Source organism: Peptoniphilus pacaensis, assembly GCF_900088125.1.
GTDB lineage: Bacteria > Bacillota > Clostridia > Tissierellales > Peptoniphilaceae > Aedoeadaptatus > Aedoeadaptatus pacaensis.
Genome location: NZ_FLQT01000003.1, coordinates 1 through 21870 on the forward strand (window position 1 = coordinate 1; position 21870 = coordinate 21870).

The window sequence follows — 21870 nt, forward strand, 5'->3', positions numbered from 1 at the left end:
CCTTCCCCGCAGGGAAGGACGTTCTTCCTTAGAAAGGAGGTGATCCAGCCGCACCTTCCGATACGGCTACCTTGTTACGACTTCACCCCAGTCATTAACCCTACCTTCGACAGCTGCCTCCTTGCGGTTAGCTCGCTGGCTTCGGGTATTGCCAACTCCCATGGTGTGACGGGCGGTGTGTACAAGACCCGGGAACGCATTCACCGCAGCATGCTGATCTGCGATTACTAGCAACTCCGACTTCATGCAGGCGAGTTGCAGCCTGCAATCCGAACTGGGATCGGCTTTTTGAGATTCGCTTGAGATCGCTCTGTCGCTGCCCTCTGTACCGACCATTGTAGCACGTGTGTAGCCCAGGACATAAAGGGCATGATGATTTGACGTCATCCCCACCTTCCTCCGATTTATCATCGGCAGTCCCTTTAGAGTTCCCACCATTACGTGCTGGCAACTAAAAGTAAGGGTTGCGCTCGTTGCGGGACTTAACCCAACATCTCACGACACGAGCTGACGACAACCATGCACCACCTGTATTAGCGTTTCCGAAGAAAAGGCTTTATCTCTAAAGCGGGCGCTAGTATTTCAAGTCCTGGTAAGGTTCTTCGCGTTGCTTCGAATTAAACCACATGCTCCGCTGCTTGTGCGGGTCCCCGTCAATTCCTTTGAGTTTCATGCTTGCGCACGTACTCCCCAGGCGGAGTGCTTATTGTGTTAACGGCGGCACCGAGGTTTGACCCCCGACACCTAGCACTCATCGTTTACGGCGTGGACTACCAGGGTATCTAATCCTGTTTGCTACCCACGCTTTCGTTCCTCAGCGTCAGTTGAAGTCCAGCAAGTCGCCTTCGCCACCGGTATTCCTCCTAATATCTACGCATTCCACCGCTACACTAGGAATTCCACTTGCCTCTCCTTCACTCAAGCTTGACAGTTTCCGATGCTTACGAAGGTTGAGCCTTCGCCTTTTACATCGGACTTGCCATGCCGCCTGCGAACCCTTTACGCCCAGTAATTCCGGACAACGCTCGCCCCCTACGTATTACCGCGGCTGCTGGCACGTAGTTAGCCGGGGCTTCCTCCTATGGTACCGTCATTATCTTCCCATAGGACAGAGCTTTACGATTCGAAAACCTTCATCGCTCACGCGGCGTCGCTGCATCAGGGTTTCCCCCATTGTGCAAGATTCCCCACTGCTGCCTCCCGTAGGAGTTTGGACCGTGTCTCAGTTCCAATGTGACCGTTCACCCTCTCAGGCCGGTTACTGATCGTCGTCTTGGTAGGCCGTTACCCCACCAACTAACTAATCAGACGCGAGGCCATCTCTTACCGCTAGCACTTTGACTTCATCACCAGGAGGTGTCGGAGTCTTATACGGTATTAATCCCGGTTTCCCGAGGCTATCCCGTTGTAAGAGGCAGGTTCCTCACGCGTTACTCACCCGTTCGCCGCTAATCCCAATCAAATCACCCCGAAGGGATCAATGAATGTTCATCGCTCGACTTGCATGTGTTAGGCGCGCCGCCAGCGTTCGTCCTGAGCCAGGATCAAACTCTCAATAAAAACTTTGAGTTTGCTTAGCTCGGATTCACTGACTGTGTTCCGCTTTAAGCTTTTAGATTTGTTATGGTTTAATCTCTTATACCATTTAATTAACTTGGTTCAGTGCCGCTTCTTTCGAAACAGCTTATTTAGTATATCTCGCAGGGAATGCTTTGTCAAGAACTTTTTAACACTTTGTAAAAATTCTTTCCGCACGCCTCGCGCGATAACTTGTTTAGTTTACCATTGGAGGCAAACTTTTGTCAACCTATTTTTAAGGACTGTTTCCTAAAAAATAGGGCCCGATTTAGTGGGCAAGTATTATTATACGCACTGACTTATTTCTTGTCAACACGAATTTTACGTCCTTTTGTTTTCTCCTTTACGCCTTATCGGCGAGTTCTTTCGTCCGTTCGATCAGGCTCCACAGATCGGGATCCGATGCCAGACGGTAGGCCTGTTCAAAATCCTTCAGCGCTTCGGAAAATCTCCCCGCCCGGTAATTGAGTATGCCGCGATTCATATGGGCCGTGCGATTGTCCTCTTCTCTTTTGATGACTCTCGTGAGAGTTTCCACCGCGTCTTTCTCTCGACCGGCTGCGGCGAGGGCGATGGCCAGGTCGTTTTCGATCTCTCCATCTTCACCGCAGGAGGCCGCTTCTTCCAAATAATGAATGGCGGTTCCCATATCCTGCAGGCCGTAGTGGGCCATGCCGAGAATATGGGCACAGGCAGCGGGCTCCGAGTAGCGGGAGTCGATGGACTGAATGGCGGCGATGGCTTCTTCATACTTTCCGTAGTGGAGATAGGTTCTGGCCCCGTCGATGGCGGCCGGCTCTTGCACCCGCTCCAATGCGCGGCGCATTTGATCCTTTAACAGTTCGTCTTCCGCCAAGTTCAGCGCCTTCTCGCCGTAAAATTTCGCCTTAATATACATGGCCTGGGCTTCGTATATGCGACTCAGTGCGGCATAAGCGACCGCACAATTTTCATCTTCTTCTATTATAGCCTCGTAGCGATCGGTTATTTCCTTTAAGAGATCGGCAAGGTCCGCCCCTTCGCTCCAGTTTTGATTATAGATGCCTTCCATGGCGGCGGTGGTTTCCAGGCGATCTTCTACGCTTCCCCGTATTCTTTCCTTGGCCATGCTCATGAGATAGATTTCTTCCGAGCCCTCTTTCTGCCAAGCCGCGGCTATCTGCCCGTCGATGGCCTTTAATGCGTCGTCGGCGTTTTCTTTCAGAAATTTCAAATAGGCGTCGGCAAAGGGAAATTGCTCGTCCAAAGCCACGACGATGCACATGGCGGTGAAGATATGGCGGTAGTCCATGGTGTCATCCTGCATCTTAATCTCTTCGATCAAATCCTTTTGCAGAATGGGAAGGGGGACGCCGCTTAAAATATGTTTTCGTCCGGGAATTTGTTCCAGAAAACCGATGGCGTCGTACCAATCGCTCAAATACTTTTTACTGTCCATGGTCCTTCCTTTCGTCTAAGTGTTTTTTGTATTTTCCTTTTTCGTAATAGATGTAGCGGACGGTGTCGCCTAAGATGATTCCCCGCACCTGTTTCGATGCTTTCAGGGGATCGTCTACGGGCACAAAGTCCGGATGGCTTTTTAAAAAGTCCACCACGGCTTGGCGGCCCAGCTCGGGATCATCCACCGGCAAAGTTCCGCCGATGTATTTATTTTCCGCGAAGTAGAAGTCTTCTTTCAGGGCAAGGTACATGGCATCATCCATCCAATGCTTCTCATTTAAGAAGCTGTAGAGGAAGAGGTACTTTCCCTGCCGATTTTTTAATGGCTGCTCATGAATGTTTTCCATGAGGTAACGGGCCATGCCCATGTAGAAATCCGACGGCTTTACGCCTCGCTCCTTCAGCTCGCTTCTTACGGCGAGAAAGGCGTCTTCGTCGTAGTAATTTTCCACGACTGCGGCGAAGTTTTTTAACAACAGCACCTCTTCACCACGAAGGACGTCGGTGCGAATGACTTCGTAGGGCGGCTCGTCGTCGTAGATGATGTGAAATTCTTCGGCCCTGCGGCGCAGCTCCGTACCTCGCAGCAGCTTTAGAAAGCCGATTTGAATTTTTTTCGCGCGAAGGGGCACCACCCGGTCGAAGCCGTTTAAAAAGCTTTCCATGTCTTCCCCGGGAAGGCCCACGATTAAATCCACGTGGATGTGCACCTTGTCCCGATCGATGAGATCCATGGCTTTTTTCATCTTCTCCAGATTCGTGCTTCGATGAATGCTGCGGTTCACCTCGGGGTTCACCGATTGGATTCCCGCCTCGATCTGAAAGAGTCCCGCCGGCGCCTCGTTTATGACCTCCGCCACATCGGGGGTCATGTGCTCCAGATTCATTTCGAAGTGAATGCACATGTCCCGTGGCGCTTCGGCGATAAAAAAGCGCAGGATTTCTTTGGTGCGCTCGGGGCGAATGTGGAAGCTGCGGTCTACAAATTTCACCAGTTTCGAGCCCGTCTGAAAAATCCGTCTCATATGCTCTTTAATCTCGTCCACGCTGCGGTGGCGCACGTCGTCGTCTTCGGAAGACAAACAATAGCTGCAATGGTAGGGGCAGCCCCGCATGGATTCGTAATAGACGATGCGGTGGTCTAAGGCTTCCTCCTCGTAGCCGGCTGGCAGCTCGCTGATGGCAAAGGTATCTTTTAAAGGCACGGAAAAAATCTCCCCGTCCTTTCGATAGACCAAGCCCGGCACCTCGTTCCAATCCGCCTCTCCTTCCAAGCAGTCGAGAAAGTCGTCGAAGCTTCTCTCCCCTTCGCCTCGCAAAATGCCGTCTATCCAGGCTTCCGTCTTCATGCGTTCGGCGCTGTCGTAAGTGACCTCCGGACCGCCGACGTATTGCTTTACACGAGGGAAGGCCTTGCGTATATAGCGGCCCAGCACTTGTATCTGAGACCAGTTCCAGATATAGGCGGAGTAGAGAATGGCGTCGGGCTTTTCCCGCAGGATTTTTTGCAGCATGACGTCTCTCGATTCGTTAATGGTCATTTCGAGAAGAGCCACGGGCCGTTTCGTCGATGCGCGGAGCAGGCGCACGGCCAAATTCGTATGGACGTAGCTGGCGTTCATGGCCACCAGTAAAACTTTCATACTTCCTCCATAAAAAAAGAGGCTTTCGCCTCTCTCTTACATTTTGTCCGGGGCTTCGATACCCAAAAGATCTAAGCCGATGCGGATCATATTTTTGACGCCGTAAACCAAAAGCAGGCGAGCCTGTTTCAGTGCTTCGTCGTCGACGAGAATGGGCGTATTGGTGTAGTACTTGTTAAATGTCTTCGCGCAGTCGGTGATGTAGCGGGTCACGAAATAGGGTTCGTACTTTTCGTGGCTGTCGACGATCACTTGATTGAAGCCGTAAAGCTTTTGCAACAGCTCTTTTTCTTCTTCCGAGGAAAGCAGAGATGCGTCAACTTCATTCTTCGGATCGAAGCCGCCTTTTTCCAACAGAGAATTCATGCGGGCGTGGGTGTATTGCACGTAAGGCCCGGTTTCGCCGTCGAAGCTTAAGGTGCGGTCCCAATCGAAGACGTAGTCCTTGATTCGTTGGTTAAAGAGCTCTTGGAATTTCACGGCGCCGATGCCCACTTGATGAGCCAGCTCGTCGCGATTTTCCATTTTATGTCCGCTTTCTTCTTCGCGCTCCTTCAAAATGTCTTCCACTTTGTCCACGGCGCGGTTCAATACGTCTTCCAGATAGACGACCTTGCCCTTACGCGTGGACAGAGTGCCTTCAGGCAGAGAAACCATGCCGAAGGGCACGTGGATGCAGTCGTCGGCCCAATCGTAGCCCATTTCTTTTAAAATGGCTTTTAATTGTTGGAAGTGGAGATTTTGCTGACTGCCGACCACGTAGATGTTTTTGTAAAAATCGTAATGATCTTTTCTGAAAATAGCCGTGGCGATGTCGCGAGTCAGGTAGATGGTGGAGCCGTCGCTCTTAATAATAATAGAGGGCGGCAAATTGTATTTGTCCAGATTAATGATCTGCGCCCCTTGGTCTTCAACCAGAAGGCCCTTCGCCTTGATTTCATCCACGGCTTTGACCATTAAATCGGAATAATAGGATTCGCCGCGGAAGGAATCGAAGTCCACGTCCAGCATGTCGTAGACCCGCTTAAATTCTTCCAAGCTTAAATCGCGGAACCATTGCCAAAGGGAAACGGCCTCTTCGTCGCCGCTTTCCAGCTTTCTGAACCACTCTCTGGAATTGTCCAAAAGCTCCTTGTCTTCTTCCGCTTCCTTGTTGATGCGCACGTAGAGTTTCACCAACTCGGGAATGGGATTTTTCTCGATGACTTCGTCGTCGCCCCAGCGCTTGTAGGCTTCGATCATCATACCGAATTGGGTGCCGTAGTCGCCTAAATGGTTAATGGCCTCTACCTTGTAGCCCAAGTGTTTGTAAATGCGCTTAATGGAGTCGCCGATAATTGTGGTGCGAATGTGGCCGATGTGAAAGGGCTTGGCGATGTTGGGCGAGGAATATTCCACGATGACGGTCTTGCCTTCGCCTAAATTCGACGTCCCAAAGCGGTCGCCCTCTTCCACCACGGCCTTCAGCACGTGATCGGCCAGGGTCTTCGTGTCGATGAAAAAGTTCAGATAAGGGCCGGCGACGACGATGTCGGCAATGCCTTCCATGCCTTCCAGTTTTTCTTTCAGCTCTTGGGCGATAAGGGCGGGGTTTTTCCGCATGGTCTTTGCCAGAGTAAAGGTGGGGAAGGCGTAGTCCCCCATTTTTCTGTCCGGCGGCGTTTCAATTTTGAAAAGTAAATCTTTTTTATCCAGCCCCGTTTCCCGAGCCAGGCCCTCTGCTATTTGTTCTTTAAAATCGATCATAGTCTCTCCTATCTTAAGTATGCAATGGTCACGCCACTGCCGCCTTCTGCCGGCTCGGCATCTTCCTGCTTTTTAACCGACGGGTGATGGCGCAGGTATTCTTTTACTTTCTTGCGCAGCATCCCCGTGCCTTTTCCGTGAATAATTCGTATGCGGTCCAAGGACGCCAGGTAGCCGTCGTCCAAGGCTTTTTCCAAAACGGGTTCCGCCTCTTCGAAGGTCTTGCCACGAATGTCGATTTCCGTTTTGGCGTGCTTCTGTTTCTTTTGGCGCACCTTCGACGCGTTGACTTTTTTCTCCGTCGTGGCCGCCGGCTCGCTACGAATCAAGGAATCGGCGGGCAAAGCCATTTTCATGAGCCCCGCCTGTACCAGCACCTCGCCTTTCGAATCGGGGCCTTCCAGCACCGTGGCGGATACGCCCAAGGATTCCGCAAAGACTTCGTCTCCCGGCTTCAACGCCTTGGCGGGTTTTGCCGCCCGCTTCAGTACGATGCCTTCATCCTTGTCACGATATTTGTCTCGCCCTTCCCGCAAAAGGTCCTGAGCCTGTTGCAGGGTTTGGGCGTCTTCTTTACGCAGCTGCTCGCGAATGTCGCGAATTTCAGACACGGCCAGATCCGCATCTTCCTTGGCGGATTTTACAATGCGCCGCGCCTCGTCCCTCGCCTTTTGTAAAATCTGATCCTTCTCGGAATTTAAGCGGTCCGCCGATTTTTTTGCCTCGGCCATTTCCCTGCGGTACTCGCCGGTCAATTGGACCAGTTCCGCTTCCCGCTTTTCCAGTCGACTTCGCTCCGCTTCCAATGTGGTAAGCACGTCTTCAAAGGCGATGTCTTCGCTTTCTAAAAATTCTTCTGCGCCGTCTAAAATTTCCTGTGGCAAGCCGAGGCGGGATGAAATTTCAAAGGCGTTGCTCTTGCCGGGCACGCCGACGTGAAGGCGATAGGTGGGCGTCAGAGTTTCCACGTCAAATTCCATGGAGGCGTTTTGCACGCCCTCCCGCGTTAAGGCGTAGAGCTTAAGCTGGGTGTAGTGGGTGGTAGCCATAAAGCTCACGCCCTTGGCCATAAGGTGCTCGATGATGCTCACGGCCAAGGCCGCCCCTTCCGTCGGGTCGGTGCCGGCACCCAGCTCGTCGAAGAGCACCAGACTGTTTTCGTTTACGACTTTTAGAATGTCCACGATGTGAACCATGTGGCCGCTGAAGGTGGACAGGGACTGCTCGATGCTCTGCTCGTCGCCGATATCGGCATAGACGCCGTCGTAGACGCCGATGACCGTGCCGAGATCCGCCGGGATGTGCAGACCGCACTGGGTCATAAGCACCATGAGCCCCAAGGTCTTCAGGCTCACAGTCTTGCCCCCGGTATTGGGCCCGGTGATGATAAGGCCCCGATTCTCGCCACCCAGCTCCAAGCTTAAGGGCACCACCTTGTGGCGATCGATAAGGGGATGACGGGCGTTGATCAGTTTCGTCTCACGCGCCTTGGAAAGCTTGGGGCGAACGGCGTTTTGATCCGACGCCAGTTTCGCCTTGGCGAAAATAAAATCCAACCGGCCGAAGAGCCGCTCATTTTCAGCAAAAGCCTCGGGGTACTGCCCCACTTCCTCGGAAAGCTCCTCCAAGATTCGCTGAATCTCTTCCCGCTCTTCCAACTCCAGCTGACGAATGTCGTTGTTGGCTTCCACAATGGCCATGGGCTCGATATAAACCGTTTGGCCCGAAGCGCTCATGTCGTGTACCAGGCCCTTGACTTTGTTTCTGGCGTCGTGGCGCACGGGCACCACGTAGCGGCCTTCCCGCATGGTGACGATGGAATCCTGCAGAGATTCCTGCAGATCCTTTGCATTTAAAATGGACTGCAGCTTGTCTCGTACCTGATCTTTTTTTCGCGCCAGGTTTCGCCGTATGCTTTTCAGCTTCGGCGAGGCGTCGTCGTAAATGGAATCTTCCGATTCGATGGTGGCTTCGATGCGCTCACGCAAATCTCCCTGAGTCCATAGGGCGGAAACCATGGCGCGAATGGAAGGATAGGGGTCTTCCGCAGATTCGTCTACATCGGTCATGTATTTGCGCATGCGGGAGACGCCGCGCAAGGAGTCGCCGATTTCCAAAAGCTCGCTGATGTGAAGCACGCCGCCGCGAGAAGCATAGTGGGCGCTTTTCGCCACGGGGCGGGCGCCGGATAAGGGCGGCGCCGACCTTTCCACCAACAGGCGAAAGGCCTCTTGGGTCTCCTGCTGCCATTGTTCGATGACGTCGGGGTCGGCGGAAAAGGCCATGGATTCACAGCGCGCTTTGCCGATACTCGACGTCGTCAAATTCTTTAATTGCTCCACGATGTCGTGAAATTCAAGAATGGCTTCGATTTTAGGCGCCATGTCTCCTCCTGTTCTAAATAATGCCTCGATTGTAATGGCCCCGCGTGAAATTGGTCACCGCAGGCTTCTTAATGGCTTTCCCTTCGATGACCCGATGGGCCTCTGCAATAATTTTATTTAAGTCCTCACCGATGCGTCCGCGAATTTTTAAGGCCGCGGGCTTCATGGCCATAATGGCCTTGGCCCTGTCTCCCAGGTAAATGGGGACGCTGTTGTAGATCTCCGTCATGTCCCCGACGCGGCGGAAGGGGAAAGTGGCGTTGCGCTCGTCCCTCAGGTGATAATTTTTTCTGAAGGCGCAGCTCGCACATTTCCGCTCCACACCGCAGCCCTTCACCAAACTCATGGGGCAATGGCGCATGGTCATGGAGCGGGGATAGCCGTAGTAAAGGATTTCGCCGCAGGTGCCGAAGCGTCGGTAGAGGGCTTCCAACTGCTGCTTCTTGCACTCGAAAGAGGGAATGATGCTCTCGGCCTCTTTGAAGTGGCGGAAGCTGTAGGCGTTAAAGATATTGAGCCCTTCCCCCGCCACAATGTGACCGGGGACTTTTTCGAATTGGCCTAAGCTTTGAACGATGCCGCCGTGGAAAAAGTCCTTTACTTTCTCGTAGCCCGCAGGCGTTTCGTAGGGGAAGCTGTAGTAAACCGGCACGTCCACGCCCTTTAAAAAGGCCATGGCTTCCGGTGACGGCAGAAAATATAATTCCAGCCGATCGATAAGCTCGTAGGGCAAGTCGTAAATGGCTTCTTCCTCTGCAACTTCGACAGTAAGCAGGGTCTTATCCGGTCTTTTCTTTCTGAAACTTTCGGCGAAAGTATATGTCGGCCGCTTTCGCCCCTCATTTTTTTCGTAGCTTGCCAGGGCCCGCCGGCGCAGATCGTTGACCGTGGAGATGGGAAGAAAGACGTCCTCGTCCATGTCCAGGGTCACGTGGTTCAAAGCATAGACCGAGCCGTCGAACTTTCCGAGATTTTCGCGAATACGGTCCTCGTTCGCCTTCGCCTTTTTCGCCCGCTCCAAAGGACCCTCCCCGGAAACTTCGACTCGGTGGTCGCCGGTTAAGGTGAAGCGAGGCACTTCTCCGATGTGGGCATAAAAATGGCCGTCCACGTTCTGCGTACCCGCAATCTCTTCCGCTTCTCTCCCCGCCTCTTCGTTAAGTTTCACGGAAGAGAGGCGCAGAATCGTCGTTCCCACGTCCGGTTCAAAGGGGAGCTTAATAATATGTTCCGCTTTGCCGGCAAAAGTGTGCCGCTTCTTTTCGCCGCCCACGGTAAATTCTAAGAGGTCTCCTTCATCGGGCTCTGTCTTCCAATCCACGTGAGTACCTCGGGCGGGGTCGTTGGCCGCCACCACGCCGATTTTTACGCCGCGGTGATTGGGCCGCGTCTCGGTAATAAAGGCATCGCCGAAATCGCCGAAGCCCACGCCCTTGGTGTAGGAGCGGTTAAACATTTGGGCCATGTCTTCCACGCGAAAATCTTCGCCGCCCAAGGCCTTGTTGTAATTGGACGTCACCACCGCCACGTATTCCGGGCTTTTCATGCGCCCTTCCAGCTTAAAGGAATAGACGCCGGCTTCCGCCAAGCGGTCCACGAATTCGATGGTGTTTAAATCCCTGGGGCTGATGACGTATCCTTTGTCGTAAACGGCATGTCCCGCCTCGTCCTCGATGGTGTACTGCTTTCTGCAGGGCTGGGCGCAGTTGCCGCGATTGCCGCTTCGACCGCCGATGTATGAGCTCATTTCGCATTGGCCGCTGATGGAAACGCAGAGGGCGCCGTGACAAAAGGCTTCGATGTCGAGATCCGTGCCTTCTTTAATGCGGCGAATTTCGTCGAGAGAGATTTCTCTTCCCATTACTACGCGACTGAAGCCCATCTTTTCCAGATAGCGAGCGCCTTCCAGATCCATGACGCTCATTTGAGTGGAGGCGTGGAGTTCGAAATCGGGCAAATACTTCGCCACCAGTTCCGCAAAGCCGATGTCCTGCACGATCAAGGCGTCCACGCCGATTTCGTAGAGATCCGCCGCGTAATCCAAGGCCCGCTCGCACTCTTCGTCGGAAAGCAAAATGTTTAAGGTAACGAAGACGCGCTTGCCCCTGACATGGGCATAGGAGACAGCTTTCGCCATCTCCTCTGCCGTGAAATTCTGTGCACTTGCTCTGGCGGAAAATTCCTTCCCGCCCAGATAAACGGCGTCGGCGCCGCTGTTAATGGCCGCGTAAAAAGACGCCATGCCTCCCGCCGGTGCCAACAGCTCTACATTATTCCTGTTCATGGTCACCGCGCAGGACGTAAATTTCTTTATTCAAGTCCACGAGACGCATTTGCGTTTCGTAATTCTTCTCCTCCAGTTCGCGAAGCTTGTCATCCTTTTCTTTCAGGCGATCTTCGGAGCCGGCTTTTTCTTCGGCCAAGGCGGCGTTTTCCCGCTCCAGCTTTTTCTTTTCGTCGTCCAGCTCTTTCAGGCGAGATTCCAATTCCTCGAGGCGATTATCCTTCGCCGTCAAGGCATCGTTCGCTTCCTTCAGCCGTTTGTTCAGCGCGTCGATTTCTTCAAGCTTTTCCTTCACGCCTTGGGCATCTCCCGCCAAAGCATCGGCCGCTTCTTGGGCTCGAGCTTCCTTGTTCTTTTCATCCAGAGCATTTAAAAGACTTAAAATATAAACCTGTACGTCGTTTAAGCGATAGTTGTGGCTTTCCACATCCCGAATGCGCTCATTGGCCTCATCGGCCAAGGACTTGACGTAAGCGTCGTCGTCTTCTCCGATAACATGAAAGGTCATGCCTGCAATTTCAACCTGTACGCGCTTCTTTGTCATTTCACACCTCTTATTAAGATCGTAATTTGGCGTCAAACTTCTCTTCGATTCCTTCGATAATGCCGTCCACAATATGGGCGATTTCCGATTCCTTAAGCGTGCGCTCGGCGTGGCGGAAAGCCAGCTTCAGCGCAATACTCTTCTTTCCATCTTCGATGCCCTTGCCGAAGTAGACATCAAAGACAGCTACGGATTCCAAAAGTTCGCCTCCTTCTCTTTCCACATAGTCCAGCAAATCCTGTGCCGGAAGCTTCTTGTCCACGATAAAGGCCAGATCCCGTTCGATGGAGGGGAAGCGGGCGATGGGCTTGTAGGTAATGATGTCCTTCGCCATGGGCACGATTTTCGAGAAGTCCAGCTCGGCCATGTAGACGGGCTGTTTCATGCCCAGGTCTGCTTGAGCCTTCGGGTGAATGCAGCCGAATCGACCGATGCATTCCTCTTCGATATAAACTTCCGCTTGGCGTCCCTTGTGGAACAGAGGGAAGTCTTGTACTTGCACGAAGCGCACCCCTTCGATACCTAAGCGTTTCAAAACGGTAGCCACGGTCTTCTTCAGGTAGTAGAAATCTTCTTCGCCGTAGAAACCGACGGCGAGCTTCATGTATTCCTTAGGTAGGCCGTCGGCGTCTTTGTCCACGGAGAACACATTGCCGAATTCAAAGCCGTAAGCCGAAGGGTTTTTGTAGCTCATGTTCTTCACGAAAATATCCAACATATTGGGAAGAAGGGTGGTCCGCATAATGGAGTACTCTTCGCCCAGGGGATTGGAAATTTTTACCGCTTCTCTCAAAGGATCGTCTGCCGCCAATTGAATCCGGTCGAAAGCGGAGGGACCCATGAAGGAATAGGTCATAAATTCGTCGAAGCCGGCGGCAAGAAGCACTTGTTCTGCGCTCTTTTGTACCCGGCGGAACAAGCTCTTGCCCCCGCGGGTCAAAGTGCCCTTTAAGGGTTGAGGCGTAATGTTGCCGAAGCCGTAAATCCGTCCCACTTCTTCCGCCAAGTCTTCCCAAATATGCAGGTCGCCTCTGAAGGTGGGGATCGTGGCGCGCAGATCGTCGCCGTCGATGGTGGTGGGAATCAAAAGAGATTCCAAAATCTTAACCATGCCTTCGCCGGAAATATCCGTGCCCAGGAGGGCGTTAATGCGGCTCACTTTGGCATCGACAGTCCAGGGCGTGACTTCCTTCGGGTAGTGATCGAAGCAGCCCTTGGCCACTTTTGCCGCGCCGATTTCCACGGCCAGCTCGCAGACGCGGTCCACGGCTTCTTTCGCCGTGTTGGGATCCAAGCCTTTTTCAAAGCGGCTGGACGCTTCCGAGCGCAAGCTTTGGCGCTTGGAGGTCTTGCGAATGTGATCGGCTTCAAAATTGGCGCCTTCCAAGATAACCGTCGTAGTCTTTTCGCTCACGCCTGAAATGTCGCCGCCCATGACGCCGGCGAGACCGATAATGCCGTCTCTGTCTGCGATGACGATGTCGTCTTCGCACAAAATATGTTCGTTGCCGTCCAAGGTGTGCATCTTTTCATTGTCCTTCGCCATGCGCACGTGGATTTCCTTGCCGTTCAAGTGCTCCAGGTCGTAGGCGTGAAGGGGTTGACCGAATTCCAACATGACGTAGTTGGTTAAGTCGACGATATTGTTAATGGGGCGCACGCCGGCGGCCATTAAGTCGTTTTGCATCCATTGAGGCGAAGGTTTAACCTCTACATCCGTGAGCATGCGCAGATAAAAGCGCGGCGCATGTTCCGTTTCCACATTGAGGCCGTTAAAGGCGTCTTTCATGGACACGTCGCTGTCTTCCGTGACGGTGACACTCTGTTGTTTCAGGGCACTGCCCGTGGAAGCCGCCGTTTCGATAGCCATGCCGCGAACGCTTAAGCAGTCCGGGCGATTCGGCGTGATTTCAAGCTCGATGACTTCCTTGTCCAGCTCCAGCACCTTGGTGTAGTCGCTGCCCAAAGGGGTGTCTTCCGGCAAAATATGAATGCCGTCGCGAGCGTCCTTGGGAATGACGGAGGTGTCCAAGCCCACTTCTTCCAAAGAGCACATCATGCCCTCACTGGGAAGGCCGCGCATCTTCGTCTTTTTAATTTCCAAACCGCCTGCCAACTTTGCGCCGTCCAAGGCTACGGGGACCACGGCCCCTTCAAAGACATTCTTAGCGGCGGTTAAAATTTGTTTCACTTCGCCGCCTACGTCGATTTGGCAGACCACTAATTTATCCGCATCGGGATGGGGTTCGATTTTTAAAATTTTTCCCACGACCACGCCTTCGAGACCTGCACTGCGATCGATAATGGATTCCACGTGATTGCCCGTGGCGGTAATTTCGTCGCACATGCTCCGCGTGTCGCCGGGGAGCTCTACGTATTTTTCAAGCCATGATTTAGGTAAAAACATCCTTCAGCACCTCCTAGAATTGAGACAAGAAACGGTCGTCGTTTTCAAACATGAGGCGAATGTCCGTAATGCCGTATTTCACCATGGCGATACGGTCGATGCCCATGCCGAATGCGAAGCCGCTGTAAACGTCCGGATCGATGCCGCAGTTTCTGAGGACGTTGGGGTGAACGACGCCGGCGCCCAACAATTCCATGCTCCAACCCGTGTGATTGCAGGCGGGGCAGCCTTCCCCGTGGCAAACGAGGCAGGTGACGTCGACTTCCGTGGAAGGTTCCGTAAAGGGGAAGTTATGGGGACGGTATCTGATTTGCATATCGTCGCCGAACATTTCCTTGACGAAGACATTCAATGTGTCGATTAAATTGGCCAAGCTCACGCCCTTGTCCACGACCAAACCTTCAAATTGATGGAACATGGGCGAGTGGGTGTCGTCCACGTCGTCGAAGCGGAAGACTCGACCGCTGCTGACGATGCGAAGGGGCGCGCCGTACTCTTTCATGGCGCGGATTTGCATAGGCGATGTATGGGTGCGCAGCAAGGTCTTGTCGTCGATGTAGAAAGTGTCGCTCTTATCGCGAGACGGGTGGTTCTTCGGCGAATTCAATGCGTCGAAATTGTTTTCGACACTTTCGATTTCCGGACCGTCCACGACGGTAAAGCCCATTTCCACAAAGAGATCTTCCAATTCCTCCTTGGTCTTTAAGAGAGGATGGCGGTGACCGACGCGCAGTTTTCCCGCATCCAAGGTCACGTCTAAGTATTCATCTTCCATGCGCGCTTCGTAGACGCTTTCTTTTAAGCTGACGATTTTTTCATCGAGCTTTGCCTGCAGAATTTCCCTGACCTCGTTGGCATAACTTCCCACGACGGGGCGTTCTTCTTTAGGCAATTTACCCAGGCCTTTTAAGATTTGCGTCAACTCGCCTTTTTTACCTAAATATTGCAGACGAATTTTTTCCAAATCGTCGATGACCGCCGAGTCGTCGATGGCCGACATGGCGTCGGATTGTAATTTTTCAAGCAGCTCTTTCATAAGTACCCCCTTCGGTATGTGCTCTGATCTAATGGTTCATTATACCATAGAATATTGATCTATAAGGCTTTCCGAGGCAATTTCTATGGCGAAAATATCCGCCTTGCCATTCATTAAAGTCTATGTTATACTGACATAGTCAATACGTAAGGCGACATAGCCAAGTGGTAAGGCGCGGGTCTGCAACACCCTTATCCCCGGTTCAAGTCCGGGTGTCGCCTCCAAAACCGTCGAGAAAGCTCGGCGGTTTTTTTATTGCCGGTTTTAAGAAAATCCCTTCTTCTTTTTTGGCGAAAGAGATTTTTCCCTTTAAAATAAATAACAGCCCGCAGCGATGCCGGGGCTGTTTGTTATTCAGCTTTATCTGTTTGCGCGATGATATCATTGAGATTCGATAAGATTCCCACGACGGCAAAAAACAAGACGATAATCCTGAAGTAGAACCAAGTATAATCTACAAAACTCATTAAAAAGAAACCGGCGAAAGAAGAGATGCAGGCGATCTGAAGAATCTTTATCTTGCCCTCTTCCCCGCTTTTGATTTGGGCAAAGCTCGAAATTGCCTTTAAAACGGTTTTTGCCATATACGATAATAAAAAGATAACGGAAAACATGCCCGCCTCGATGGCCAGCTGCAGATATAGATTATGGCTATGAGCGACAGTCGTCAGTTCTTCTACTTTGTAGCTTTCGAAGACCTTCTGAAAAATGTCGCCGCCAAGTCCCACGCCGCCTACCCATTGGTAGTCCCCTTTCATCAACGACGCCGCCTCGTAAATCATGCGGCGGTATCCGAGGGAAGAGTCGTTTTTGTTAAAAATCGACATGACACGCACTTGAATCGTTTGGGGCATAAAGAAAAACGAAATCAGCCCCATCATCAAAAAGATCGGCAGCCATCGCGGTTTATACAGCGCGATAAACACCGCCATGCCGAAGGCAAAGGAGCCCCAAGCCGAGCGGGAACCCGTGGCCAATAAGACATACAATGAGAGCAAAAGCGTCATGGCCGCCAACGCCTTGACGCCTTTTTTATCGTGAACCAGGAAAAGTCCCACGACTAAGGGAAGGACGAGAAGATAGAACTCGCCTAATATATTGGGATTTCCGAGGGTGCTGTAAACTCTGCCGCTTAATTCCTGACTAATGCTGATATCCGTCTGGGATAAATTAACCGATACGCCGATGACGTGTTTTTGTAAAATTCCGTAAATGCTCACCATTAGCGCTGCAAAAGCTAAGGCGATCACCACTTTTAAAAGATCCTCCCCGGATCTGATCCGATTGATGAATACGGAAAAAATTACGAAAACTGCGCCGTACAATAACCCATAAGGCAAGCTCAGGGCGGGGTGAATTGAAAATACCGTCGCCAGGGCGATGGTGATCATAAATAAGACGAAGAAATCTTCGAAAGATCGCTTCGCCTTCCCCTCTCCGTTCATCAGTCCGAGAATCCAAAGGCCGAAGGCCATGGGAATAAGGTATAGATTGGACCACAAATTATCGGGGATCACGCTACATAAGACAAGGCCCACGCCCATGACAATAGGGATGTGTTTTGAAAGCAGGGCCAGCAGACTGAAAAGTAAACTATGGTTTGCAAGCCACTGCAAAAGCTTTTGAATTTTGCCCTCTAATTGTCCGTAAAGAGTCGCGAGTCCCTTTCGAATCATCGAGTCTTCCCATGGATTGTATCCTAAATTACTCCTAAACCGTTGAATGATATGCTCCATTTAATCACCCGAGTATTGGATTTTAGAGATTCTGATTTGATCCAGCATAACGATGCCGGCGCTGTATGCATTGGACTGACCTACAAAGTAATTCGTCTCGCCGATGAGGATACCTTTTTCTGTCGGCGTGCCTTTCGCTTTTACATGAATGGTCACTTTGTCATAAAGATCCTTATCCACGGAAAGGGTCTTGCCGTTAAAGGTGAAGTCCTCGTCGTCTAAGGGCGCTCTATCTACCGATTCGATCGTGCCCAGAGTTATGGACTGTTGAACATCATTAAAGGGGGTGCCGACTTCTATCTTATCAGCTATTTCTTTTTCCAAAAAAGGCACGACAATCGTAAGATCCGCCTCCTTTTCGCCTCCTTTTGCCGAAGTACGCCCTTCCGCGATGTTTATCTTGTTTGCAAAGAGAACGACCGAAGCGATGCACGCGACGACGATGAGAATATCAAATAGTCTTATCTTATTCTTCATTTTCTACCTCAATGTTTTTTATTTTTCCGTGAACTTGCAAGTCTCCCACGGTAAAAGTCAGTTCTTCGCCGAGAAGGCACTTTGTGCCGTTGATATAGATTCCGTCGTTACCGACCTTCGCCCGCGTAGCTACGTTTATTCGAAGGGATCTGAAATTATTTCCTTCCCCTCGCCCATCTTCCGTTCCTTTGTATTCCGATGAGGGATTATCGATGGGTTTGCCTACGGAATAAGACGCCACGGTACCAATGGTGTTGTTGCGCCGTTTGTCGATACATACATCGCCTTCTTTAATGGCTTCCGTACTTGCGGTTTCAATTTCATCAGATTCGATAGTTATGATGCCGTTGCTCCCGGTTGCACCGCCTTGGACCATGGTTTTATGACGCACGATAATGACGAGGAAGGCGACAAGGAGAAGAATAAATAAAATATCTAACAGTTTAAGCTTTTTTGTTGCCATGAATTGCTCCTTCATATGTTTTTTCGATCTTTGCTATAATCGCCTCTCGATTGATGACATCGGTGACGATGTGCTCCGCATTGTTGACGAGCGTCTCCCGCAAATCGGGATCTTCCAAAATTGCCGATGCTTTTTTCGCTAAGGCTCTCTTGTCGCCAAAAGGATAGGTTAGAGCGCTTTCGTTCTCCTCATTAAAATAATCCGACGCCCCGCAATTTTGCGTAATTAATAAAGGCGCCTTACATTGAGCCGCCTCGACGACGGAAAGGCCGAATGCCTCTTCTCGAGAATGATTGACGTAAAGATCCGCAGATTTCAAATAATGATAGGGTTTGGGATTGTAACCCAGCATCACGATTTTATCTTCCAAGTGGTATTTTTCGATTCTCTTTCGAGTTTCTTCTTCCAGGCGGCCGTTACCTATAATAAGCGCCTTGACATTGTCCACTTCGTGAAAAAGAACCTCTAATGCATCGATAAAAAATAGAGGTCCCTTTTCTTCCGATAATCTTCCCACAGAAAGAATCCACTTTTCCCCTTCGGGCTTTTCGACGGCTTCGTCGGATTCTATGAGGGGAAAAGGCGGGGGAAGCGTAATGATCTTTTCAGGATGAACGCCTTCTTCAATAAGCTTTTCTCTGACGATGGAGCTGACGGCAAAAATAGAATGGTTTCTCGTAAAAAACAAACGGTTGAGTACAGCCGCATTTTTATTAATCACCGACACCATATGCCGCGTATTGATGATCGGAGCCTTCATACCTAAAAGTGAACTTAAAAAAGCAATGCCGTTTTCACGCATAAAGTGCGTATGCACGAGATCGACATGATTTTCTTTTACATAATGTTTAATTTTAATGGCGGCCCTTAAATCTAAAGAGGAGTTCATGGAAATCTGAGTGGCTTTCATTCCGATTTCCTTAAACTCGCTCAGGCCGTTTCCGTCGATATTATAGACGAGTTCATGGGTAATGGAAGGATTCTTTGTATTAACGAGGTTCTTGATGTAACTTTCACTGCCGCCTCTGCCGACATAGTTTAAAATATGTAAAACTTTCATATGATCATCTTTCATCCTTCGTTACGCACTCGTTTTTATCCAATGTTTCAAAAATGATTTTAGCAATCGAGAAAACAAAAGTCAATTTTCTCAAGCTTCGAGGATCCGTTTCCGGCAGGTGTTGAATCTGGAGTAATTTTACGGCCCGGAGCTATTCACCTTTCACATTCATCCCGACGATCATGCCTAACAACATGCCGATGGACGTTCCGATGGCCAGGTTTTCCGCGCCCAAGGCGACTCCCACCGCCGTACCCAGGCCCATGCCGATGGCCATGCCCTCGGCCATATGATCCTCGGCTCTCTCCTCTTCACTTTTATCCTCCGAATCCTGCAACTTCTTACTTCTTTGAATCGTGTAAATAACCGTTATGCCGATTAGTATGAGCGGCAAAAGGATTCTGATGATTTTCATTGAGGGCCTCCTTATCACAAATTTGAGCAAGAAAAAAGCCCGGTATAAACCGAGCTTGGAGCGGAAGACGAGATTCGAACTCGCGACCCTCGCCTTGGCAAGGCGATGCTCTACCACTGAGCCACTTCCGCAAGTGGTGCCCAGAGCCGGAATCGAACCAGCGACACGCAGATTTTCAGTCTGCTGCTCTACCGACTGAGCTATCTGGGCAAGGTCGTCAGCGACAACCTTTTTCTATCTTACAGAAACTTTACGGTTCTGTCAAGAATTTTTACGCGTGAATCAAAAATTCATTCCCTATTCCGCCTCGTGAGCCGAAAGCATGGCCTCCAGTTCCGCCTCGTCGAAGTGATACCGGCGATTGCAGAAATGGCAGCTGGCTTCGCAGCCGTGATCTTCTTCGATCATTTCGCGAATCTCGAAATCAGGCAGGGCAGCGATGGAATCCGCCACTTTCTCCTTGGAGCATTCGCAAACATAGGCGATGGGCGTCTCCCTTAAAATTTTCAATTCGTAACCAGGCAAGAGGGCGTGTAAAAGCCCTTCCGTATCCAGCCCCTGTTCCAAAAGCTCCGTCACGGACTTGACGCCTCTCAATGTTTTTTCCAGGTGATCGATCTCGTCGCTGTCGGCGCCGGGCATGACTTCGATGATAAAACCGCCGGCGTGCTTGACGCTTAAATCCGTATCCACGGAGACGCCCAGGCCTACCGCCGAGGGAATCTGCTCGGATTGATACAAATACTGCGCCACGTCTTCGCCGATTTCGCCGCTAACGAGGGCGACTTTTCCCGTATAGGGCTCGCGCATCCCCAGGTCCATGGTGACGGTCAAGGTGCCGGGCAGGCCCACGGCGGCGCCGACGTCCAGCTTGCCGTCGCTTTCCCTGGTGGGAAGATCCGCACGAGGGTGATCCACATAGCCTTTAATGTGGCCATTGTTTTGTCCGGTAACGACGATTCGTCCCAAGGGGCCAGAGCCGTCCACGATCATGGTCATGGACTCGTCTTCGCCCTTTAATTTGTTCCGGATCAAGAGCCCGGCGATTAAGCTTCTGCCCAAAGCCGCCGTAGCCGTGGCCGAGGTTTGATGGGTAATGCGTGCGGTTTCCACCAGGGCCGTAGCCGTGGCCACGCTTACTTTGATCGTTCCCTTTTCATTGATTGCACGGATACATGTATCGGTCATAACACTCCTTTATTCATCGATTCCCGCCACATAACTGATCCGCTTCGATTGCGGCGTGGCGGGAGAAAAACTATAGCCGTCGTAGATGGCGAGCACCTTCATGCCCGCTTCTTTTAAACATCGTCTCACGGTTTCTTCCTCGTAGACATATTCTTCGTGGACCTCGTCGAAGCGCTCGTATGCCCCGTCCTCTTCTTCCAAAAAGGCGGTAATGGCGTAGCGATTCACCCGGCCGTCGAAGTGATTTTCCCAAGTTAAGAAGTAGCCCTCTTCGTCGCGAATTTCCTTCAGATCGCCATATTCCCGAAAGCGGGCGGCGGTGTTTAAGTCAAAGAGAAACCGTCCCCCGTCTTTTAAATGGGCACGCACCCGTTTAAAGCATGCTAAAAGATCCGCCTCGCACGGCAGATAATTGAGCCCGTCGCAAAGGCAGAGGATCAGGTCGAAGGGCTTGCTGAAGGAAAAATCTCTCAGGTCCATCTTCGTCCACTTGGCCCGGGGATTCTTGTAAAGCCGCTGATAGGCCTGCATCAACATCTCTTCGGAGCGGTCGAAGCCGGTGACATTACCCAGCGCCGTCAGTTTTTCGGCGAGCTTTCCCGTGCCCATGGCCATTTCCAAAATTTCAAAGCGGTCCCCTTCGCCTACAATTTCTTTTACCCAGCGAAAGGCCTCGTCATAGTCGTAATTGGCCATGACGGCGTCATAGATCAGGCTGAAGGCTTCGTATTCATTCACTGAGCCGCTTCTCCAGTTCCGTTAAAATCGAGGAAGCTTCCCCGTCGAAGACCACATCCGCCATGTGATCGTAGGGCGTGGATCCCTTGTTGATGATGATGAGATGCTCCACCATTCGGGGCAGATGAGCCACGGGCATGACCTTGAGGGAGCTGCCCACGACGATCATGGTGTCGGCTTTTTCCGTGGCCTTTATGGCATCGTCAAAGGCTTGGGGCATGGCATCGCCGAAAAGCACCACATTGGTTCGCAAGACGCCGCCGCATCTCGGGCAAATGGGCGGAATTTCTCCCGATTGCACCCGCTCGTCGAAGGCCTTGAAGTCTTCCATATAGCTGCAACGCACGCACTGTGCCGTAGACGCGTCGCCGTGAACTTGAAGCACACGCTTCGCCCCCGCCGCCTGATGAAGATCGTCGATGTTTTGCGTAATGATTTCGCGAATGAAGCCTTTTTCCTGCATTTTCGCCAGAGCCACGTGACCGGGATTGGGCTTTTTGCCCTCCAGGTCCTTTAAAATCGTGTAGCCTTCTTTGTAGAAGCGTTCCGGATCGCTTTCCAGCACGCCGACGGACAGGGCGTCTTCCGGGACAAAATTGGTGTAGTAGCCCCGGTCGCTTCTGAAATCGGGAATTCCCGACTCCGTCGAAATACCGGCGCCGGTCAAACAGACGGCGTAATTTGCTTTTTTTAATATCTCTGTGGCTTTTGTTAATTTATCCATCATCGAC

16 protein-coding genes, 3 tRNA genes and 1 rRNA gene are annotated in these 21870 nt (G+C 51.5%); 1 reads left to right on the plus strand and 19 read right to left on the minus strand.

The window, feature by feature from the left end:
* Positions 1-32 precede the first annotated feature (32 nt).
* The 9 genes from BN7444_RS00030 to pheS all read right to left on the minus strand — a co-directional run bounded on the left by BN7444_RS00030 (position 33) and on the right by pheS (position 15062).
* A 16S ribosomal RNA gene (locus BN7444_RS00030) occupies positions 33-1560 on the minus strand.
* 361 nt (positions 1561-1921) lie between these two features.
* A complete protein-coding gene (locus BN7444_RS00035; RefSeq protein WP_068454052.1) occupies positions 1922-3016 on the minus strand; it encodes a tetratricopeptide repeat protein in 1095 nt (364 codons plus the stop codon).
* On the minus strand, positions 3006-4661 hold the full coding sequence (locus BN7444_RS00040) for a B12-binding domain-containing radical SAM protein (protein WP_068454055.1): 1656 nt from the start codon (positions 4659-4661) through the stop codon (positions 3006-3008). The genes BN7444_RS00035 and BN7444_RS00040 overlap by 11 nt, the downstream gene beginning before the upstream one ends.
* Positions 4662-4697: 36 nt before the next feature.
* Positions 4698-6407 carry an arginine--tRNA ligase gene (gene argS, locus BN7444_RS00045; RefSeq protein ID WP_068454058.1) on the minus strand — a complete coding sequence of 570 codons (1710 nt, stop codon included), beginning with the start codon at positions 6405-6407 and terminating at the stop codon, positions 4698-4700.
* 8 nt (positions 6408-6415) lie between these two features.
* Positions 6416-8791: an endonuclease MutS2 gene (locus BN7444_RS00050; protein ID WP_068454061.1), complete on the minus strand. Its 2376-nt coding sequence runs from the start codon at positions 8789-8791 to the stop codon at positions 6416-6418.
* A 13-nt stretch (positions 8792-8804) separates the two neighbouring features.
* Entirely contained in the window at positions 8805-11075 is a 2271-nt protein-coding gene (locus BN7444_RS00055) for a peptidase U32 family protein (RefSeq protein WP_082941179.1), read from the minus strand.
* Entirely contained in the window at positions 11062-11619 is a 558-nt protein-coding gene (locus BN7444_RS00060; protein WP_068454067.1) for a hypothetical protein, read from the minus strand. The genes BN7444_RS00055 and BN7444_RS00060 overlap by 14 nt, the downstream gene beginning before the upstream one ends.
* Positions 11620-11632: 13 nt before the next feature.
* Positions 11633-14026 (minus strand): phenylalanine--tRNA ligase subunit beta, encoded by a 2394-nt coding sequence (gene pheT / locus BN7444_RS00065; protein ID WP_068454070.1) that lies wholly within the window; start codon positions 14024-14026, stop codon positions 11633-11635.
* A gap of 13 nt (positions 14027-14039) precedes the next feature.
* Entirely contained in the window at positions 14040-15062 is a 1023-nt protein-coding gene (pheS, locus tag BN7444_RS00070) for a phenylalanine--tRNA ligase subunit alpha (protein WP_068454073.1), read from the minus strand.
* Between the two features lie 150 nt (positions 15063-15212).
* On the opposite strand from pheS, the gene BN7444_RS00075 reads away from it, so the two are divergent.
* Positions 15213-15286, plus strand: a tRNA-Cys gene (locus tag BN7444_RS00075).
* Between the two features lie 126 nt (positions 15287-15412).
* Here BN7444_RS00075 and BN7444_RS00080 read toward each other — a convergent pair.
* The 10 genes from BN7444_RS00080 to BN7444_RS00125 all read right to left on the minus strand — a co-directional run bounded on the left by BN7444_RS00080 (position 15413) and on the right by BN7444_RS00125 (position 21863).
* Positions 15413-16738, minus strand: coding sequence for an O-antigen ligase family protein (locus tag BN7444_RS00080; protein ID WP_068454076.1), 1326 nt, complete (start codon positions 16736-16738; stop codon positions 15413-15415).
* Positions 16739-16798: 60 nt separating this feature from the next.
* Positions 16799-17275 (minus strand): DUF4330 family protein, encoded by a 477-nt coding sequence (locus BN7444_RS00085; protein WP_068454079.1) that lies wholly within the window; start codon positions 17273-17275, stop codon positions 16799-16801.
* Positions 17265-17738 carry a DUF4330 family protein gene (locus BN7444_RS00090; protein ID WP_068454082.1) on the minus strand — a complete coding sequence of 158 codons (474 nt, stop codon included), beginning with the start codon at positions 17736-17738 and terminating at the stop codon, positions 17265-17267. The genes BN7444_RS00085 and BN7444_RS00090 overlap by 11 nt, the downstream gene beginning before the upstream one ends.
* Positions 17719-18798, minus strand: a complete 1080-nt coding sequence (locus tag BN7444_RS00095; protein WP_068454085.1) for a glycosyltransferase — start codon at positions 18796-18798, stop codon at positions 17719-17721. The genes BN7444_RS00090 and BN7444_RS00095 overlap by 20 nt, the downstream gene beginning before the upstream one ends.
* Positions 18799-18949: 151 nt before the next feature.
* Positions 18950-19213 (minus strand): glycine zipper domain-containing protein, encoded by a 264-nt coding sequence (locus BN7444_RS00100; protein WP_068454088.1) that lies wholly within the window; start codon positions 19211-19213, stop codon positions 18950-18952.
* Positions 19214-19269: 56 nt separating this feature from the next.
* A tRNA-Gly gene (locus BN7444_RS00105) sits at positions 19270-19344 on the minus strand.
* Between the two features lie 3 nt (positions 19345-19347).
* Positions 19348-19423 (minus strand) — tRNA-Phe (locus BN7444_RS00110).
* A gap of 87 nt (positions 19424-19510) precedes the next feature.
* Entirely contained in the window at positions 19511-20401 is an 891-nt protein-coding gene (gene hslO, locus BN7444_RS00115) for an Hsp33 family molecular chaperone HslO (protein WP_068454091.1), read from the minus strand.
* Positions 20402-20410: 9 nt separating this feature from the next.
* A complete protein-coding gene (locus BN7444_RS00120; protein WP_068454094.1) occupies positions 20411-21139 on the minus strand; it encodes a class I SAM-dependent DNA methyltransferase in 729 nt (242 codons plus the stop codon).
* Entirely contained in the window at positions 21132-21863 is a 732-nt protein-coding gene (locus BN7444_RS00125) for an SIR2 family NAD-dependent protein deacylase (protein WP_068454097.1), read from the minus strand. The genes BN7444_RS00120 and BN7444_RS00125 overlap by 8 nt, the downstream gene beginning before the upstream one ends.
* Between the last annotated feature and the right edge of the window lie 7 nt (positions 21864-21870).

Bases quoted from the DNA above. Each gene is read 5' to 3' on its own strand.
- BN7444_RS00035 (WP_068454052.1), bottom strand. From the start codon at position 3,016: ATGGACAGTAAAAAGTATTTGAGCGATTGGTACGACGCCATCGGTTTT.
- BN7444_RS00040 (WP_068454055.1), bottom strand. From the start codon at position 4,661: ATGAAAGTTTTACTGGTGGCCATGAACGCCAGCTACGTCCATACGAAT.
- argS (WP_068454058.1), bottom strand. From the start codon at position 6,407: ATGATCGATTTTAAAGAACAAATAGCAGAGGGCCTGGCTCGGGAAACG.
- BN7444_RS00050 (WP_068454061.1), bottom strand. From the start codon at position 8,791: ATGGCGCCTAAAATCGAAGCCATTCTTGAATTTCACGACATCGTGGAG.
- BN7444_RS00055 (WP_082941179.1), bottom strand. From the start codon at position 11,075: ATGAACAGGAATAATGTAGAGCTGTTGGCACCGGCGGGAGGCATGGCG.
- BN7444_RS00060 (WP_068454067.1), bottom strand. From the start codon at position 11,619: ATGACAAAGAAGCGCGTACAGGTTGAAATTGCAGGCATGACCTTTCAT.
- pheT (WP_068454070.1), bottom strand. From the start codon at position 14,026: ATGTTTTTACCTAAATCATGGCTTGAAAAATACGTAGAGCTCCCCGGC.
- pheS (WP_068454073.1), bottom strand. From the start codon at position 15,062: ATGAAAGAGCTGCTTGAAAAATTACAATCCGACGCCATGTCGGCCATC.
- BN7444_RS00080 (WP_068454076.1), bottom strand. From the start codon at position 16,738: ATGATTCGAAAGGGACTCGCGACTCTTTACGGACAATTAGAGGGCAAA.
- BN7444_RS00085 (WP_068454079.1), bottom strand. From the start codon at position 17,275: ATGAAGAATAAGATAAGACTATTTGATATTCTCATCGTCGTCGCGTGC.
- BN7444_RS00090 (WP_068454082.1), bottom strand. From the start codon at position 17,738: ATGGCAACAAAAAAGCTTAAACTGTTAGATATTTTATTTATTCTTCTC.
- BN7444_RS00095 (WP_068454085.1), bottom strand. From the start codon at position 18,798: ATGAAAGTTTTACATATTTTAAACTATGTCGGCAGAGGCGGCAGTGAA.
- BN7444_RS00100 (WP_068454088.1), bottom strand. From the start codon at position 19,213: ATGAAAATCATCAGAATCCTTTTGCCGCTCATACTAATCGGCATAACG.
- hslO (WP_068454091.1), bottom strand. From the start codon at position 20,401: ATGACCGATACATGTATCCGTGCAATCAATGAAAAGGGAACGATCAAA.
- BN7444_RS00125 (WP_068454097.1), bottom strand. From the start codon at position 21,863: ATGGATAAATTAACAAAAGCCACAGAGATATTAAAAAAAGCAAATTAC.